The organism is Frankia sp. ACN1ag, from assembly GCF_001414035.1.
GTDB classification, from domain to species: Bacteria; Actinomycetota; Actinomycetes; order Frankiales; family Frankiaceae; genus Frankia; species Frankia torreyi.
On record NZ_LJPA01000006.1, the window covers coordinates 52,515 to 71,225 of the forward strand.

General features: G+C 72.3%; 10 protein-coding genes and 3 pseudogenes. 6 read left to right on the top strand and 7 right to left on the bottom strand.

Going from position 1 to position 18,711, the window contains the following annotated elements; translation table 11 throughout:
- Nucleotides 1-3: 3 nt before the first annotated feature.
- Nucleotides 4-1,080, bottom strand: coding sequence for a glucose-1-phosphate thymidylyltransferase (locus UK82_RS06825; RefSeq protein ID WP_044884291.1), 1,077 nt, complete (start codon nt 1,078-1,080; stop codon nt 4-6).
- Nucleotides 1,081-1,479: 399 nt separating this feature from the next.
- On the opposite strand from UK82_RS06825, the gene UK82_RS06830 reads away from it, so the two are divergent.
- The 6 genes and pseudogenes from UK82_RS06830 to UK82_RS36275 form a co-directional block, all read left to right on the top strand.
- A complete protein-coding gene (locus UK82_RS06830) occupies nt 1,480-3,018 on the top strand; it encodes an LCP family protein (RefSeq protein WP_044884292.1) in 1,539 nt (512 codons plus the stop codon).
- 95 nt (nt 3,019-3,113) lie between these two features.
- Nucleotides 3,114-4,022 (top strand): dTDP-4-dehydrorhamnose reductase, encoded by a 909-nt coding sequence (gene rfbD / locus UK82_RS06835; RefSeq protein ID WP_173667249.1) that lies wholly within the window; start codon nt 3,114-3,116, stop codon nt 4,020-4,022.
- Between the two features lie 259 nt (nt 4,023-4,281).
- The gene (locus UK82_RS06840; protein WP_052681000.1) at nt 4,282-4,962 is read left to right on the top strand and encodes a TetR family transcriptional regulator; all 681 of its coding nucleotides are present in this window, start codon (nt 4,282-4,284) and stop codon (nt 4,960-4,962) included.
- Nucleotides 4,963-5,126: 164 nt separating this feature from the next.
- Nucleotides 5,127-6,905 carry an MDR family MFS transporter gene (locus UK82_RS06845; protein ID WP_236705599.1) on the top strand — a complete coding sequence of 593 codons (1,779 nt, stop codon included), beginning with the start codon at nt 5,127-5,129 and terminating at the stop codon, nt 6,903-6,905.
- A gap of 2,882 nt (nt 6,906-9,787) precedes the next feature.
- Nucleotides 9,788-10,608 (top strand): annotated as a pseudogene (locus UK82_RS42400) (hypothetical protein); the annotation flags it as partial.
- Nucleotides 10,609-10,759: 151 nt separating this feature from the next.
- Nucleotides 10,760-11,581: pseudogene (locus tag UK82_RS36275) on the top strand (DUF2142 domain-containing protein); the annotation flags it as partial.
- A 777-nt stretch (nt 11,582-12,358) separates the two neighbouring features.
- On the opposite strand, the gene UK82_RS31055 reads toward UK82_RS36275, so the two are convergent.
- From UK82_RS31055 to UK82_RS36285, 6 genes and pseudogenes are all read right to left on the bottom strand, one after another.
- Entirely contained in the window at nt 12,359-13,495 is a 1,137-nt protein-coding gene (locus UK82_RS31055) for a glycosyltransferase family 1 protein (RefSeq protein ID WP_083507078.1), read from the bottom strand.
- 113 nt (nt 13,496-13,608) lie between these two features.
- On the bottom strand, nt 13,609-15,276 hold the full coding sequence (locus tag UK82_RS06865) for a glycosyltransferase (protein WP_055406653.1): 1,668 nt from the start codon (nt 15,274-15,276) through the stop codon (nt 13,609-13,611).
- Nucleotides 15,273-16,338 (bottom strand): glycosyltransferase family 2 protein (locus UK82_RS06870; protein ID WP_236705600.1); only part of this gene is annotated, 1,066 nt, incomplete at its 5' end. The genes UK82_RS06870 and UK82_RS06865, both read right to left, overlap by 4 nt.
- A gap of 1 nt (nt 16,339) precedes the next feature.
- Nucleotides 16,340-16,688, bottom strand: a pseudogene (locus UK82_RS36280) (glycosyltransferase); the annotation flags it as partial.
- A complete protein-coding gene (locus tag UK82_RS06875) occupies nt 16,685-18,199 on the bottom strand; it encodes an ABC transporter ATP-binding protein (protein WP_055406655.1) in 1,515 nt (504 codons plus the stop codon). The pseudogene UK82_RS36280 and the gene UK82_RS06875, both read right to left, overlap by 4 nt.
- 116 nt (nt 18,200-18,315) lie before the next feature.
- Nucleotides 18,316-18,711 (bottom strand): ABC transporter permease (locus UK82_RS36285; RefSeq protein ID WP_396230475.1); only part of this gene is annotated, 396 nt, incomplete at its 5' end.

Below are 18,711 nucleotides of genomic sequence, written 5' to 3' on the forward strand. Positions count from 1 at the left end.
GGGTCAGGCTCCCGTCGTGGCGACCGAGACGCGGGAGTGGTCGCCCAGCATGAGCCGGTGCGCCTTGGGCAGGGCGGCCGAGGGCACGACCTCGACGTCCCGGCCGATCAGCGAGTCCTCGATGCGCCCGATCCCGCGGATGGTCGCCCGCTCCAGGACGATCGAGTACTCGATCTCGGTTCGTTCGATCGTGCAGGAATGGAAGATCGAGGTGAACGGGCCCACGTAGGTGTCGACCAGGGTGGTTCCGCGCCCGATGATGGCCGGGCCGCGCACGGTGGAGCGGACCAGCGAGGCGCCGTCCTCGATCACGACCCGGCCCACGATCGAGCTGTCGGCGTCCACGGTGCCGTGGATCGCCGGCTCGATCGACTCCAGCAGGTGCCGGTTGGTCTCCAGCATGTCGGCCAGCCGGCCGGTGTCCTTCCAGTAGCCCTCGACGAGGTGGGAGGCGACCTCGTAGCCGCCGTCGACCAGCCACTGGATGGCCTCGGTGATCTCCAGCTCACCTCGGGTCGACGGTTTGATCGACCGCACCGCCTCGTGCACGGCGGTGCCGAACATGTAGACGCCGACGAGCGCGAGATCGCTCGGCGGGATCAGCGGCTTCTCGACGAGCCGGACGATGCGGCCCTCCGCGCCGAGTTCCGCGACGCCGAAGGAGGAGGGGTTGTCCACCTTCGTGAGGAGAATCAGCGCGTCCGGAGTGGTTCGCCGGAACTCCGTCACCAGGCTGGCGATGCCGCCGATGATGAGGTTGTCCCCGAGGTACATGACGAACGGTTCGTCGGCGAGGAAGTCGCGGGCGATGAGCACCGCGTGCGCGAGCCCGAGGGGCGCGTCCTGGTGGATGTAGGTCACGCGGAGCCCGAACGCCGAGCCGTCGCCGACCGCCGTCTCGATCTCGGCAGCCGTCTCACCGACGATGATTCCGACGTCGACGATCCCGGCGTCCCGGATGGCCTCGAGGCCGTAGAAGAGCACCGGTTTGTTCGCCACGGGGACCAACTGCTTGGCGGACGTGTGCGTGATCGGCCGCAGACGCGTTCCTGAGCCACCGGCGAGGACGAGGGCCTTCATGATCCGTAACTCTATCGCGCCGCTTTGAACTGACCGAAAGTAACAACAGGTGTGGCGGCTGTTATCGGATTGGACCGATCCCCTTTGCCGGGATGACGGGTTGTCTGTCCCCCTCGGTGGCCCGTCTTTCCTACGGCATCGGGTTGGTGACGGGTGCGCGCCACCCGATACGGGTACGTTGAGTAGTCGAAGGGTTCGCTACGGCCAGCCCGGCCGGGACGCTGACCGGCCGGCCGATCGTGCCACGACCGCGAGACATTTCCGGCCGCCTGGGAGGGGGACACGGTGACCGAGGCGCCGCCGCGTCCACCGGGCGATCCGCAGGCGAGGGGTCGTGCCGGGCGGTCCTCTCGCCGGCGGACCCACGCCCGCCGCCCCCCGGGGGCTCGCCGGGCCGCGTTGGCGGGACACATCGTGCACGACGCCCGGCGTGAGCGCTCACCGCTGGGTCGGCTGGTGATCCTGCTCGCCGCCGTGCTTTCGGCACTGATCCTGGTGACCACGGTGGGCGGCTGGACCGCCTACGAGTACTTCGGCGCGCAGATCCACCGCATCCGGCTCGGTCTCGGCGACGACCGGCCGGCGGACGCCGCCTCCGGAACCCGCAACTTCCTGCTGGTCGGTTCGGACAGCCGGGCCGGCACCGGCGGCGAGTACGAAAGCCAGGGCGCGGTGACCGACGAGCGGTCGGACACCACCATGCTGGCGCATCTCGACGCTGACGGGACGACGACGATGGTCTCGTTTCCCCGCGACACCCTGGTGCGCATCCCCGGGCACGGCCGCGGCAAGATCAACTCGGCGATCACCATCGGCGGCCCCAGCCTGTTGATCAGGACGATCGAGAACCTCACCGACATCAAGATCGATCATTATGTCTCGATCGATCTCGCCGGCTTCAAGGCGATGACCGATGCCGTCGGCGGGGTCACCGTCTGCGTCAGGCCGTTGCCCGGCGGGGGCCGGTCGAACCTGTACGACCCGTGGTCGCAGTGGCGTGGCCGGGTCGGCGAGAACCGGCTGTCGGGGGAGCAGGCGCTGGCGTTCGTGCGCCAGCGCCACGGCCTGCCGGACAACGACTTCGATCGCATCCGCCGTCAGCAGCAGTTCATCGGCGCGGTGTTCACGCAGGCGACCTCCTCCGGCGTGCTCACCAACCCGGTGCGGCTGGAGAACCTGCTGCACGCGGCGACGAAGGCGCTCACCGTCGACGACGGGACGAGCATGAATGATCTGCGCGCGCTCGCGACGCGGCTGCGTGGCATGTCCGCCGACCAGATCCGGTTCGAGACGATCCCGGTGCACGCGCCCACCCCCGCCGAGGGCGGTAACGCCCTCGGCGAGCTGCCCCGCTTCGGCTCCGTGCAGCTCTACGAGCCCATCACGCTGGAGAAGTTCCTCGCTCCGCTGCGCGGCCGGCCCAGCCGGGCGGCGGCGCCGGCGGTGAGCCCGTCGCCGACGGTGCCCCCGGCGAAGGTGACCGTCGACGTCTACAACGGCGCCGGGGTCAGCGGTCTGGCCACCTCGGCCGCCGCCGCGCTGGACCGCGCCGGCTTCCAGGTCGGGCCGGCGCGGACCTGGCGCGCCGGCGTCCAGCGCACCACGCAGGTGCGGTACCACCCGGGTGCGGTGCAGGCCGCGCGGACGGTCCAGGCCGCCGTGCCCGGCAGCACGCTGCAGCAGGACGCCACAGTTCCCGCCGGCCGGGTGAGCCTCGTTCTCGGCACCGCCTTCGAGGTGGACACGATCACCGCTGCGCCGACGCCCGCGGGCGCGGCCGCGGGCGCGGCCGCGGGGCCGACCACCGCGGGCTCACCGGCGGGCGCGTCCGTGGGCGCCGCCTCCGGTGGGGCCACCGCGCCGGCCACCCCCGCCCCCGCTTCGACCCCCGCCCCCGCCACGACCGCCGCGGAGCTCACCTCGCGTTGCACCTACTAGCCCGGCTGCACCTACTAGCCCGGCCTGATCGCCTGCTGGTGCGGCACGGCGGAGGCTGCCGCGATGGACGCAGGTTGATCTGCCAGACTCGGGCCGTGCGCGTTCTCGTGACCGGTGCCGCCGGACAGCTCGGCGCCGACCTGTGCCACCTGCTCGAGGCTCGGATGGCCGAACCGGACTCCCCCGTGCGGGCCTGGGCGGGTCTCGGCCGGGCCGAGCTGGACATCACCGACCCCGCGCGGGTCCGCGCCGTCCTGCGTGACCAGGCCCGGCCGGCGAAGATCCAGGGCGGCCTGGTTGTGATCAACACCGCCGCCTGGACGGACGTGGACGGCGCGGAGGCCGACGAGGCCGGGGCCTACGCGGTCAACGCCACCGGACCCGCGCACCTCGCCGCCGCCTGCGCCGAGGTCGACGCCACGCTGGTGCAGCTCTCGACCGACTACGTCTTCGACGGCCAGGCGACGAAGCCGTACGAGACCGGGGACGAGACCGGCCCGGCCGGCGCATACGGCCGCACCAAGCTCGCGGGAGAACAGGCTGTGCGGGCGCTGCTGCCGGCGTCCTCCTACGTCGTCCGGACCGCCTGGGTGTACGGCCGGACGGGTCGTAACTTCGTCAAGACGATCAGTCGGCTGGCCCGGGAGCGCGGGGCGGTCTCGGTCGTCGCCGACCAGACCGGCTCGCCGACCTGGTCGGCCGATCTGGCCGCCGGCCTGCTCGACCTCGTCGCCTCGCCGGCGCCGCCCGGGGTCTACCACTGCACGAACACCGGCGAGACGACCTGGTACGGATTCGCCCGCCGGATCATGACCGAGATCGGGCTGGACCCGGCCACGGTCAGCGCGACGACCACGGACGCCTTCCCTCGGGCCGCCGCGCGGCCGGCCTACTCCGTGCTGTCCACGCGATCGTGGGCGGACGCGGGTCTCACCCCGCTGCGTCCCTGGGACCAGGCGTTGCAGGCCGCCTTCGCCCTTGCCGGAGAGGACCTGCGCGGCTGAGTCCGCCCCTCGCCCCTCGCCCGTTCTCGGGCGGGCCTTGCCGAGTGGGGCCGCCGCCCGCGTCCTGAACCGGTGACGGACGCTGCCCTCACCGGCGGCGTGACCGGATCGGTGCGTCCACGACCGATCGGTGCGTCCATGAGGCTCGTCTGTGTGCGGTCCGTCACTCTGTAAAGAATTTTGCAGAGCGAGAATAATTTTAGGGACTACAAGGTTGTAGCTGCTGCAACCAGTGTGGCGTCGGGCGGGGGAGGGGACGATGACGACCCAGGCGGGCATGGAGCGGGCGCCTGTGGAGCCACCGGCCGAGGCCCGGCCGGCGGAGCTGGGCCTGCGGGAACGCAAGAAGCTGCGGACCCGCCGGGCCCTGCGGATGGCGGCCATCCGGCTCGTCGCCGAGCGCGGGCTGGACGGCGTCTCGGTCGACGAGATCGCCGCCGCGGCGGAGGTCTCCACCCGGACGTTCTTCAACTACTTCCCCACCAAGGACGACGCGATCGTCGGCATCGACCCGGAGGACATCCGCGAGATCACCGAGGCGCTCGCGGCCCGACCCGCCGGCGAGGAGCCGTTGGCCGCGGTGCGGGCGGTCATGTTGCAACGCGCCGCGCTCATCGCGCCCGAACAGGCCGACCTCTGGCGGACCCGCCTTGCGATCATCCGCCGGCATCCGCACCTGATGACGGCCAGCGCGGCGAGCTGGAGCTCCTACGAGAACGCGCTCGCCGAGGCCGTCGGCAGCCGCTGCGGCCTCGATCCGGCCCGGGATCCGTATCCCGCCGTGCTGGTCGCCGCGGTCCTGGCGATCGTGCGCATCCTGTCGGTGCGCTGGCAGGAGTCCCCGGGCGCGCCGCTGGCCGACCTGCTCGGCCAGGCCTTCGACAGCCTGGCGCGGGGCCTGCCGCCCCCACCGCCCCCACCACGTGCGGCATCGGCCTGACCGGCGCGGCCCGGACGCCGACACCGCCCGGACGCCGACACCGCCCCGTCCCCCGAAACGTTCCCGAGCATGTCCGCCGCACCAGCACCCTCCCCGAGGAAGCCGACACCGATGAAAACGACGGAACTCTGTACCGACAGCCACGATCACGAGGGGAGCTGATCATGACCCAGGCTCAGGCGTCCGCGCCCGGCGTCGAGGTCCCGGCCGACGCGTCCGCGGCGCAGGTCGCCGACAAGCGCCGGCTATGGATCATTATGGGAGCCCTGCTCCTGGGGATTCTGCTGGCCTCGCTGGACCAGACGATCGTGTCCACGGCGCTGCCGACGATCGTCGGTGATCTCGGCGGGGCGACCCACCTGTCGTGGGTGGTCACCGCCTACCTGCTCGCCTCGACGGTGTCGACGCCGGTGTGGGGCAAGCTCGGTGACCTGTACGGGCGAAAGATCCTTTTCCAGGTGTCGATCGTGCTGTTCCTGGTGGGGTCCGTCCTCGCCGGCGCCTGCACGTCGATGGGCCAGCTCATCGGCTTCCGTGCCCTGCAGGGCCTCGGCGGCGGCGGCCTGATGATCGGCGCGATGACCATCATCAGCGACCTGGTGCCGCCCCGCGACCGTGGCCGCTACCAGGGCCTGTTCGGCGCCGTGTTCGGCGTGTCGTCGGTGGTCGGCCCGCTGCTCGGCGGACTGTTCGTGGACCACCTGTCGTGGCGGTGGGTCTTCTACGTGAACCTGCCGGTCGGCGCGGTCGCCCTGGTGGCCACGGCGCTGGCTCTGCCGGCGACGACAAACCGGATCAAGCACGTGATCGACTATCTCGGCACCGTGCTGCTGGCCGGGGCGACCACCAGCCTGGTGCTGCTGACGAGCCTGGGCGGCACCACCTATGGCTGGGGTTCTCCGGAGATCGTCGGCATGGGGGTCGCGGGCGCCGTGCTGCTTGTCGCGTTCGTGTTCGCCGAGCGCCGGGCCGTCGAGCCGGTCCTGCCGCTGTCGTTGTTCCGCAACCGGGTGTTCTCGGCGGCCGGTGCGATCGGCTTCGTCGTCGGCTTCGCGATGTTCGGCGCGATCGTCTTCCTGCCGCTGTTCCTGCAGGTGGTCAAGGGCGTCGATCCGACCGAGTCCGGCCTGCAGATGCTGCCGGTCATGGGTGGCCTGCTGCTCAGCTCGATCACCTCCGGCCGGCTGATCAGCCAGTGGGGCCGCTACAAGGTCTTCCCGATCGTGGGCACCGCGGTGATGTCGATCGGCCTGTTCCTGCTGTCGTTCATCAGCCCCGACATCGCCACCTGGCAGCTCGCGCTGTCGATGTTCGTGCTCGGCGTGGGGATCGGCTCGGTGATGCAGGTGCTCGTCATCGCCGTGCAGAACTCCGTCGACCACCGGCAGATGGGCGTGGCGACCTCGGGTGCGACCTTCTTCCGCTCCATCGGTGGTTCGTTCGGTACGGCCGTCTTCGGCGCGATCTTCGCGAACGTGCTCGCCGGCAACATCAACGACCGGCTGGCGGGCCTGCCGCTGCCGCCCGGTCTCGCCGCCTCCGGGGCGAACATCAGCCCGAAGCTGCTCGCGACGCTGCCGCCGGACATCCGCTCCGGCTTCGTCCAGGCCTTCTCGGACTCGATGCAGACGGTCTTCCTGGTCGCGGTGCCGATCGGCCTGGTCGCCTTCGCCCTCACCTGGCTGCTTCCGGAGATCCGCATGCGCCACACCGTCGACACCGTCCCTCCGGCCGCTGACGACGCCGCAATCGATGCCACGTCGGCCGACGGGCCGAGCACGACCAGCGCCGAGTCTGTCGAGCGCCCGGCTGTGACGGGAACGGCGGGGCAATCCGCCGCCGATGGCCAGGGGCGTTCCTCTGGCCCGGTCGAGGCCACGGTGGTCATCGCCGCAGCAGATGACCTTCGAGCGGCCGACGTGACTGATGTCGGTAGGCGATAGCGCTAACCGGTGTCGGTAGGCGATAGCGCTAACCGGGTGCGATCGGCTGCGTGTGCGGGCGCGGCGTCAGCTCACACTGCTGCCCTGCCGTGGATGCGGTAGCGACCGCCGGATCGTCGGGGGTGGCCCGGCTGTGGACTACGTCGACAGCCGGGCCGCTCCGGTCAATGTCGTGTCAGCGACCAGTTCGAGTCAGCTCGATGGTGATCGAGAGCGTGTCGCGGGCGCTGGTGATCCGGATGACTGTGTCCGGTGACCCTGGCGCATCGACGGGCGGCGGTGTGTCGAACGAGTCTCGCCGAGGTCCGCCACGCGATCGGGTGGCGGAGGCGGCCAGCACCGCTCGAGCGATCTCTGCGAGAACCATCGAGATGACAAGGAAGTCCCGCGTCACGAGCACATAGGACCCGATGGCGAGGAGTACCGCCGTCGTCAGGGCGCGGGGCCGCCGAGTGCGGGGCCCCGGATCTTCTGACATCTGTACCTCGATTCTTGTGCGGGGGCTTGCTGCAGACTTGCGCTAACACCTTGCCTGGCCCCGAGGCGTGTGATCCCCGCGGCTCTGACCCGTCTCTGCCCAGAGGTTCTTAGTTCTTGCGGAGCCAGCCGGACGCGGTCCCTTCATTCCCGGTCTCGATGGGAACGTTGCAACAGGCGATCCGTACCGGCATGGGCCTACTGTACCGGTCCTTCGGAGACGTGTGTTTCATCCCGTCCGCGCCGGGGAAGTCTGGCTTTGCACTACGACGGTGGTCGGGTTTCGGTCCCGATGAATCGGATCGCAGGGTTCGGGTCGTACAGAAAAATCTGTACGCGCGAATTCAAAAAAACCAAGACGCTAGCAGAAGGTCGGATCGGATGCAAGAACCGCTGTCGGCGTGTCGTTGGGTCGAATCGTGCGGACGTCTAACGATGGGTTGCAGGAATTTGCGTCAACCTCATCGACTTCATGTGATAGGTGTGCGTGTTCCGGTGAGGGTTGGCCGGAAGTTTCGGTGAGATCTCGGTCTGCTGTTGCTATCGTGGCGAGCGGAAGATGCATCTCGATCATCTTCTGGGGCTTCTTGCGACCTCTGCCCAGAGGGTGAAGCCAATCGCTGCGGCCCTCAGTTGCAACCTGGGGGCCGCAGCTCCTGCCGGTGTCGATGCAGCCATCTTGCGCCGAGCCCGATGCGACACACTCTGCCGACTTCTGGCGGCGGGAGTCGCACCTCCTTGGTCGGATCCCTCGTGGCACCGACTGCTAATTTCCATAACCCATCGTAGTCGAGTGTTGGGCTCTTAGGTAACTAATTTTACGGGTCTACCTATTAATGCGGATCTTTGCCTTGCCTGTCCGCTCCGGTCTTTACTCGGTGTCGTAGGTGGTATGGGGTGGCCGGTCGGTGTTGCGTGCGGTGTTCTCGGGGCGTCCCCGTTCGGTGTGCCTGGTGGCCTGGATCACGCATCGTCATCGTCCTTCGCCGCCGCCTCTGCCGTCGACGGCGTAAGTCGAATCGGGAGGGGAGGTGCCTGAACGAGATCGGCCCGGCCATGGAGGTGTTTGTTCCGCGATCGGATCAACTGGTGGTGCTCTCGATCGTCATGGTGCTGTCTTCTTGTGCGGTAAATTCCGGCATTCGAGATCCCCGGTGTATTACCTGCAAAATTTCGGCATCCGCGCGGCATGCGTGCCGGTCCGGCCGGACCGGCGACTCTGAACGGCGGGATATGCCGGCCGCACGGATCATCCGATCCATGTGCGGCCCCGCGATCCTGATGGTCGTCGCCGATGTGCGCCACGGGAATATTTCTGATGCGGGCGGGCGGGCAGGTGTGCCGGGTACCTCGGCACGGTCCGGTGCCTGGTGACGGCCGGGCCGCCTGCGAGACTGGGGGCGATGGGTAGCGTCAGCCAGGTTCCCGGCGAGGCCNTGGACGCCGACAGTGACAGTGACAGCCCCGGTCTGCCGTCCGTCCACTCCGGACAGCTCGCCCCGCCGGCGCCAGTGCCAGCTCAGCCCTTGTCGACACGGCCGAGGTCGCGCCGCGCGCCCGGCGCGACCTTCGCGAAGCCCGGCTCTGGGATGCGGGCGGCTCTCGGTCGAGGCCGGCGGGGCGTGCGGAGACACGCGGTGTTCGCCGTACTGTTCGCCCTCGCGGTCGCCGCCCGGGTGCTGGTGCTGGTCGCCTACCCGCCGGCGCTGATGTATCTCGGGGACTCCGCCGCCTACCTGGACCAGGCCTGGCGCGATCTGTGGCCGGGGGACTGGCGGCCGTCCGGCTATCCGATCTTCCTGCGGATTCTCGACGGCCCCAGCCACGTGACCCGGATCGTGGTCGTGCAGCACCTGCTGACTCTGGTCGTCGCGATGGCGCTGTACGCGGTGGCGGTGCGGGCGGTCCGCCGGCCCTGGCTGGCCGCACTCGCCGCGGCCCCCGCGCTGCTCGCGCCGTGGGTGCTGGACCTGGGTCAGTTCGTGCTGGCGGACAGCCTGTTCGGGGTGCTCGTCTCGGCGGGCGTCGCGGTGCTGGCGGGCTGGCGGCGGCCGCGGGCCGCCGCCGCCGCGGGCGCAGGGCTGCTGCTGGGCGCGGCGCTGTGCGTGCGGACGGTGGGCTACGGGCCGCTGGCGGTCGCCGTTGTCGTGCTGGTGGCCGACGCGGTCGCCGTCGCGGTCGCCGGCCGCGGCCGGCGGGCGCCGGTGCGGGCGGTCGCCCCCGTCGTCGCGTTCGTGGTGGCGGCCGCCGTGCCGGTGGGCGCCTACGCGGGCTGGAGCGCGGCCGAGGGCAAGGGCTTCACGGTGTCCGCGCATTCCGGCTTCTTCCTGTACGGGCGGGTGGCCCCGTTCGCCGACTGTTCGACGATTTCCCGCGCCGACCTGCGTACTCTGTGTGACCCGCGNCCCACCGACCAGCGCGGCGCGCCGGTCCGCTACCTGTGGCCCGCCGACTCGCCGTTGCGCCAGGGCCACCGGCAGATCCCGCCGGGGCGGGAGGACCTCGCGGGGACGTTCGCGCACGTGGTGGTGCGCGAGCAGCCGTGGGCGCTCGTCACGTCCTCCGCCCGCTACCTCGCCGGCTACCTGGACCCGGTCCCGTACGAGACCCCGTTGACGTCCCGGGCGGACACCTGGGAGCTGCCGACCCGCGTCACCAACGTGCTGCCCCCGGACGACGCCCACGCCGACGACGGCTACTTCGTCGCCACGGCGGTGCGCTCGCCGCCGGCCAGCCTGCTCGCGGCCTGGTCCCGGATTTCCTACGCCCCGCTGCCGCTGGTCGGCCTGGGCCTGCTGGCGGGAATGGCAGCGTCGCTGCTCACGGCCGGCCGGACGATCCGGGCCCGGCGGGCGCTGCGGCGGGCCAAGCGGCCCCCGCAACGGTCAGCGGCTGCGCCGGCTCCCGATCGTGCCGCCCCTGCCGGGATCGGTCGGGTGTTCTGGCTGGCAGCCGGATCCGGGGTGTCGACCCTCGTGCTGTCCGCGGTCACCGCCGGCTTCGACTACCGCTACCTCGGCGCCGTCATCGGGCCGGTCGCCCTGGCCGCGGTCATCGGCGCGGGCGCGTTCGTCGCCGCGCTGCGGGGGCGAACCGCTGGATAGCCGGCGCGGCCCGGGCGTTACCGTCATATCGGCGGGGACGGACGGGGGCTCGCGCGCCGCCGGTTGATCGGCGGGGGGTGCGGGATGGGACGGCACCGCTCGACCGGCCCGGACGACGATGACTTCGCCGCCGGCCGCACGGCCGCCAAAGCAGCCGAGGTCCATGGTGGTGCCGCCCAGCAGGCGGCCGAGATCCACGGTGGTGCCTCACGGGAGGCCGCGGGTGGTCCTGCGGGCGATGCGCCGCCGGGGGCTGCCGGCCGCGGTCCGGCGATGCGACGGTGGTTCGTGACCGGGGTGGCTGCGGCCGGTCTGATCTTCAGCTCGCTGGGGCTGCTCGTCGCCGCGGTGGTCCCGCCGTTCACCGGGGCCGACGAGGCGCAGCACACGGCGTACGCCCTCGAGCTCGCCCACGGTTCGCTGCCGCAGCTCGACACCCCGGTGCGCGCGCGGGTGCCCGGCATGCCGGGACTGCCGGCGAGCTGCCGGGCCTCGCCCGCACAGGCCCGGGCCGCGGTCGACGCGCATGCCGACGGGCTGTGCGGGGTGCGCCTCGGCCGGGGGCTGTCCAACTTCGATCTGGTCTACACCGCCAACCATCCGCCGTTGTTCTACGCCGTGGAGGCGGTGCCGCTGCGGACCGGCGAGGCGTCGGGCCATCCGTTGGCCGGATTCCGCGCCGCGCGCGTCGTCAACGTGCTGCTCGGCGTGGGCGTCGTCGTCGCGACGGCGGCGTTGTGCCGCGGGCTGCTGCCGCGACGGCCGGGCGTCGCGGTCGGGGCGGCGGCGGTCATCGGGACCGTCGGGCTCGTCGTCGTCACCTCCGGGCAGATCTACAACGACACCCTGGCGATGGCGACCGTGACCGGGCTGCTCGCGGTGACCGTCGCCCTTGCCCGCCGCGGCCCGAGCCCGCGGATCCTCGCGGGACTCGCGGTGCTCGGGCCGGCCGCGGCGGCCAGCCGGGCGAGCGGCGCGGTGGCTCTCGCCGCCGTGGTGCCCGCCGTCGCCGCCGCCGTCGCGCTGCACACCAGGGGAAGCCGGGCTCGCCGGGCCGGCCGGGGCCTGGCCGCCGCCGGTGGGCTGCTTGCCCTCACCGTCGCCGCCGTCGGCTGGTTCTACCTGCGCAATCAGCGCCGCTACGGCGATCCCACGGCCTCCGAGCGGATCGCGGACATGTTCCCGCTCGGCGGGGCACACCCCTCGATCTGGCAGGTGCTGCGCAACGGTGATCTGTGGTGGTACGTCTACCGCGGGTTTTTCGGCCGGCCCACGCTCGTCACCGGTCACGCCGAGCAGGTCGCCGTCGGCATCGCGGTGGTCACCGGCGCCGGTCTGGCCGCGGCGGCCCTGCGCGCGTGTGCCCGACGCCGGTCCACAGGGGGTGCCCCCAGTCCGTCCGCGGCCGATCCGAGCAGCGGCGGTGGCAGCGGCGGTGGCAGTGGCGGCGGCAGCAACAGCGGCGGCGGTGGTGGTGGTGGTGGCGCGGTCGTCGGCTGGCTCCTGGTGGCCGGGCACTGCCTGCTCGTCGTCGCCACCCTGGTGGGATACGTGGCCGCCGGTGGGGCGTCGTTCACCCGCTATCTGCTGCCGATGGCACCGGTGCTCGCGATCGGCGTCGCCGCGTCCTGCCGAGCCCTGCCGCTGGGCCGGCGCGGGTTGCCGACCCTGGCCGTCGTCGCGGCGATGGCCGCCTGCACGCTGGTGCTCATCGGGCGGGAACTTGCCTGGAAGCGGCCCGCCCTCGCGCCGCTCGCCCTGCCCGACCGGCTGCGCGCCGCCTGGGCGCTGGGCGGGCCCGGCTCGCCGCGCGTCGGCCTGGCGGTCCTGGCGGCCGCCGCGATCGTCGCCGGGGCGCTGCTCGCCGCCGCCCTAGGAAAGCTCGGCGACCCGGCGGTAGACGGCCGCGGTCAGCTCCGCGGTGCGCCGCCAGGTGAAGGTGCGGGCGTGGGCGCGGCCCGCCTCGGCGTCGCCGGGGGAGGCGAGCAGGGCGAGGATCGCCTCGGCGAGGTCGTCGGCGAACGAGTCCCGGTCGGCCTGCCGGACCAGCCGCACCGGGCTGGCGACGGAGTCGACCAGGGCTCCGGTGACCTCCCGGACGGTCGGGATGTCGGCGGCGACGACCGGGGTGCCGGCGGCGAGCGCTTCCAGGGGCGGTAGGCCGAAACCCTCGTAGCGGGAGGGGAAGCACAGCACGCTGGCGCCCGCGACCGTTGCCCGCAACTGGTCGGCGTCGAGGTAGCCGGCGGTGATGACGCTGCCGGCGGGCAGCCCGGCGAGGTCGAGGGTCGGCCCCCACCCCGGCGGTCCGACGAGGACCAGCGGGGGGGCGCCGAGTTGCGCCGCCTGCAGCCGGCGCACCGCCTCCAGCAGGACCGGCAGGTTCTTGCGGGGTTCGACCGAGCCGACGAAGAGCAGGTACTGCTCGGGCAGGCCGTGCGCCTGCAGCCAGGCGGCCGTCGGCGCCGGGGTGGTGAACCAGGTGTCGTCGACGCCGAGCGGGGTGGGGGTGACCAGCGCCGGGTCGAGCCGGTAGGCGGTGATCACCTCGTCGGCGACGGCCCGGCTCGGGGTGAGCACGGCGCAGGCGCGCCGCAGCCCGCGGGGGACGAGATCGCTGTAGCGGGCGGAGGCGGCCGTGACCGTGTCCGGGGTCCGCAGGTAGGACAGGTCGTGGATGGTGAGCACGCCGCGGGCGTGGCGCAGCGGCGGGAGGACGAAGTTGGTCCCGTGCACGATGTCCGCAGCGCCGGTGAGCCATTCCACGGGCGGCTGCTCGCCGCGGATCCAGGCGTCCTGGAGCAGTCGCGCCGGGGCTCGGCGGGCGGCCGGGCGCACCCCCGCCGGCAGGCTCCCGGCGAGCTCGTCGAGCCCGCGCCACGTGAACGCCGTCGCCGCCAGCTCCCAGGAGGTGTCGAGCCGGGCGAGGCCGGCCAGCAGGTGCTCGGTGTAGCGGCCGACGCCGGTGCGCCGCCCGAGCAGCGGCGTGCCGTCGAGCACGATCCTCATCCGGTGCCTCCCGCCGCTGTCGTGTCGCTCCCGCGCTGCCCCGTCCCGGCCAGCCCCCGTCCCGGCCAGCCCATGTCCCGGTCAGTCCTGGTCCCGGTCAGTCCTGGTGCCGGTCAGTCCTGGTAGAGCCGGCGGCGGTCGGCGATGTCGCGCCACTGGTGGGCGAACGCGTCGTCCGAGAAGGTCTGGGCCCGTTCGACCGCCGCGGCCGCGAGCCGGCCGCGCAGGTCGTCCTCGGCGGCGAGCCGGCGGGTGAACGAGGCGACCTGCTCCGGTCCGGTCCACCGGTAGCCGTCGACGCCGTGCCGGACGATCTCCCGCTGCCCGGCGCGGTCGATGACGACCGGCACGCAGCCGCCGGCCATCGCCTCGACGGTGGTCATCCCGAAGTGCTCCGCCGTCCAGGGACGGCGTCGGTCGTCCTCGCCGTAACCGGTCGCCGACCAGAACACCGAGCTGGTCGACAGCAGGTGCTCGACCTGCGCCCGCGGGGCGTTCGGGTGAACCTGCACCGGCAGGCCGGCCCCGGCGGCGCGGACCTGCTCCAGGTAGGGCCGTTGGGAGTCCTCGCAGCCGCCGACGACGTGCATCGTCCAGCCCGGCAGGTCGCCGGCGCGGTACAGCTCGCCGAACCACTGCACCATCTCAAGCTGCCGCTTGGCGTGCCCGAGGCCCGGCATGAAGAACCGTCCGACGGTGACGACGGCCTTCTCCCGGACCGGTGCCGGGTGCAGCCGCTGCACCTGGATCGGGGGGAACAGCACGTCGGCGTCGCGCTTCCACAACCGCCGGATCCAGCCCCGGGTGAACTGCGAGTTGGCCATGACCACGTCGTAGCCGTCGAGGTAGGCCAGGTCCGCCGGGTCCCGCAGCAGCCAGGGGAAGCGCAGCGGCAGGCGGGCGATCGGTCCCTCGTCGCCGTCGGTGACCCGCGGCCGGCTCACCGCGACGCCGAGTTCGCGCACGTCCGCGGCGCCCGGCGAGAACGCGTCGCTGACCAGGGTGAGCTCGGTGCCGTCGGTGGTCGGCGGCAGCGGCACCTCGAACGGGGCGAAGTCGGCGCCGATCTCCAGCTTGGCCAGCACCCCGCCGCCCGCGTCGAGGACCCGCAGCGACGTGCCGGCCGGTGCGCCCGGACGGCCGATGTCGGCGCGCAGGGTGCGCCGCTCACCCGGGCTGACGGCGAGGATGCCCGACCCGTTCGTCCAGGTCCACTGCCGGCGGCGGCCGCCCTCCGGTGGGTACCAGCCCTGGCCGAAGCTGACCGCCGGGCGCACCCCGCGCAGCAGCGGGCCGGCGGTGCGCACCGCGGCCTTGCGCCAGGCCGCCATGTCGTGGTCGAAGGGCGTCGGGAAGAAGCACAGGTACGCCGAGCGGCGGGACTGCGGCGCGATGCGGCTCATGTACGAGCCGTTGACGAACAGGTCGTAACCCGCGGACACCGCCGCGATGGCCTCCTCACCGCGGTCCGGCAGCCGGACATAGCGGCAGCCGGCGAGATCCAGGCCGAGATGGCTGCCGAGCTGGTCGAGGTCGACCTCGGAATGCCCGAGGATGTCGACGCTCGCGCCCTCGGCCGCCAGCACCTGGGCGATCATGCCGTTGTGGCGTTCCCCGCCGCCCATCGAATGCCAGAACCGGTTGTAGACGGCGGCCCGCACCCCCCGCGCCGGCCGTTCGTCGGCGCTGGCGGCCGCGCTGGCCGTGGCGGCCGCGGTGGCCGCAGCGGCCGCGGTGGTCGGCGCGGCGGGATCCGTGGCGCCACTCGCGAGCTCGCTCATCGGGAGACCAGCCAGCTCTGCAGGCTCGAGCGCCGCTCGGCGGCGGTGCGGCCGATCTCGCGCCGGGCCCGCAGCATCGCGGGCAGCAGCCGCAGGTACGAGCCGTACACCCGCAGCCGCAGCAGCGTCGGGCGCAGCGCCGGCCGGCTGCGGCCGCGCCACGCCTGGCGCAGGGTGCGCACCGCGATGGAGGCGGTCGTCGCCGGGTAGCGCAGCACCGCGGACAGCGCCAGCGTCGCCGTCGCGTCCTTGGTGAGCATCAGCAGCCGGTTGCGGTCGGTGTGGAAGACGAACAGCGGCGACCACTCGACGCTCGACGCCGAGTGGATGTGCCGCAGCACCGCGCCTGGGACGTAGCGGATCGTGTACCCCCGCGCCCGGATCCGCCATGACAGGTCGGTGTCCTCGTAGTAGAGGAAGAACGCGTCGTCGAACCAGCCGAGCTCGTGACCCAGCGACGACCGGATGGCCATCCCGTTGCCGCAGGCGGTGAACACGTCCTCCGGCTGGTCGAACTGGCCGGCGTCGACCTGCTGGTAGCCGCGGTCCGCGCCATAGCCGTCGGTGAGCACGATCCCGCCGACGTTGTTGATCACATCGACGCGCGGGGCCTCCCCGACGACGGTGAGCGTCACCGTCGTCGACTCGCGGCCGACGGCCAGTTCGGCCCGGCCGCCGTCGGCGGCACCGGTCGGGCCGTCCCAGCTCAGGACGACCTGCTTACCCGACTCCGCCGCCCAGGTGAATCCGAGGGTGACCGGCCCACCGTCCGGGATCGGGACGCACAGCTCGCCGTCGCCGCGGGTCCAGAAGTACGGGGCCTTCGCCGGCCCCTCGGCGCCATAGGTCAGCTTCTCCCAGAGCACCTCGCGCAGCGCCTCGCGCCCGTTCACCGTCACCGACGACACCCGGACGCCCAGCTCCCGGGAGTCGTGCGGGCCGGGCACGAAGGTGGGCGTGCTCAGCCGCATCCGCAGGAAGCGGGGCAGGAACACGACCTTGCCGGTGGCGGCGCCGAGGTGCTGGCCACCGGGCTCGCCGAACGGCCCCAGCAGGGCCGCGNGCCACGTCGGTTCGGGAACGGCGTCGTTGTTCACCAGCACCGCGTACGGCGTGGTGACCTGGCGCAGGGCGAGGTTGTTGCCGCCGGCGAAGCCGAGGTTGCGGTCCGAGGGCACGACCCGCACCCAGGGGTAACGCTCGGCGAGCAGCTCCCGGGAGCCGTCCGCGGAGGCGTTGTCGACGACCCAGGTCTGGAAGGCGAAGCCCGCGTCCTGCTTGGCGATGCCGTCGAGGCAGGCTGGCAGCAGGTGCGCCCCGTTCCAGTTGACGATCACGATGGTCGCCAGCGGCTCGGTCCCCGCGCCGCCGCCCGGCCCGGCGGTGGTTCCCGTCTGCTTCCGCTCCGTCATCCGCGCAGCCTCGCCTCGTAGTCGACCTTGAGAAGCCCGTCCGCCTGCGGGCCGCTGACGCCGAACAGCTCCTCGAACCGGCGGGTCGTCACCGGGGCGCCGGTGGTGGCGTCCGAGACGTGCACCTTGACCGCGAACGCCCCGAGTAGTTCGGGTAGGTGCGGGATGGAGAAGTCCACGATGTGCCGCCCGGGGCCGACGGCGAGCCCACCGGGGGGCGTCTCCATCATCCAGATGGGCACCTCGCTCTGCCCGACGATGTAGGTGTGCAGATAGATCTGCTCCGGGGCGCCCTCGGTGACGTCGAGCTCGACGCTGACCGTGAGCCGCTCGCCCGGGTCGTACTGCACCATCGGCAGCCCGCCGGGATCCAGGCTGAAGGCCACCGACTGGGGGCGGACGGTGGCGTACTCCCACGACACCGGACCCTCGGCCGGCAGGCTGCCCAGCTTCTGCCGCAGCAGCTTCGTGCCCACGGCGGGGTTGCCGTCGTAGATCAGCGAGCCGGACTCCAGGACCAGGATCCGGTCACACATGCTCTCGATGAGGTCGAGGGAGTGGGTGACGAACAGGATCGTGCGCCCCTGCGCCCGGAACTCGGCGATCTTGGCCAGGCACTTGCGCTGGAACGCCTCGTCGCCGACGGCGAGCACCTCGTCGACGAGCAGCACGTCCGGATCGACGTGCACGGCCACGGCGAAGCCGAGGCGCACGTACTGGCCGGACGAGTAGTGCTTCACGTCGTCGTCGATCTTGTGCCGCAGCTCGGAGAAGTCGACGATCGAGTCGAACAGTCGGTCGATCTCCCGCTTGGACAGCCCGAGCAGCGAGGCGTTGAGGTAGACGTTGTCCCGCCCGGACAGCTCGCCGTTGAACCCGGCGCCGAGTTCCAGCAGCGACGCGATCCGGCCCTGCACCGAGACCTGTCCGCTGGTCGGGCGCAGGATGCCGGCGAGCACCTTGAGCAGGGTCGACTTCCCTGAACCGTTCGCCCCGGCGAGCCCGACCGTCTGGCCGCGCCCGATCGTCACGTCGACGTCGCGCAGCGCCCAGAAGTCGTCCCCGGCGGGGCCACCGCGGCGGACGAACCGTTCCTTCAGGCTCGTCGCGCGGTTGTGGTACGAGACGAACCGCTTGCTCACCCCGGTCCCCTGGATCACCACCGCCGAGTCGGGGACGGCCTCGCCGGGGCCGACCTGCTCGGGGGCACCGAGGGGATCGACCGCTGCGGGCCCGCCGGCCGGCGCCGCACCGTTCGCGCCGGGGACGCCCCAGGGATCCGACCGACCCGGCGGCGTCGCGGCGACCTCCGGGTAGGACGGCGGGGCGAGGTCGAGCGGTGTGGGGTCGAGCGCGGTGGGGTCGCGCGCGGTGGGGTCGCGCGGTGCGGGGTCGAGCGCGGCGGGGCCGGCCGGCGCGGCGCCGTCGACCGGGCCACGCGGGGCCGCGGGACGCCGCCCCCACGGCGGGGAGGCCGCACCGCGCTGGTACGCGGACGAGTGTCGGGCCACTACAACTCCTTGCTGGCCGCCGGCGGACGTCTCACCATGATCGCACCGCGGTCGGCGTGCTGGCTCCAGGGCTCGCGGCGGCGGACGACGACGTCGCCGGGCCGCCGGGAGCCCACCTACAGATCCTCGGCGAAGTCCGCCTGCATGGTGCGGAACACGTGGAACCCCACCCAGAGCAGGACGACCGAGATCGCCCCTGCGACGGCGAGATGTTCCAGGTAGAACGTGTATCCCGGGTCCGCCTGGACGGGGGTCGAGCCGGTGGAGCCACCCCCAGGATCGTAGATCGCGCGTTGGAACGTGATGACCACCACTGCCATCGGGTTGAGCAGGTACACCCAGGTCCACTCGTGCAGCCGGTTCTGGATCAGGCCGAAGGCGTAGACCATCGGGTTCAGCCAGAACCAGGCGAGCAGGGCGACGTCGAGCAGGTGGGAGGTGTCGCGGTAGCGCACGTTGAGGGCGCTGACCAGCAGCGACAGTGCGACCGTGAACGTGATGGCGACGGCGCC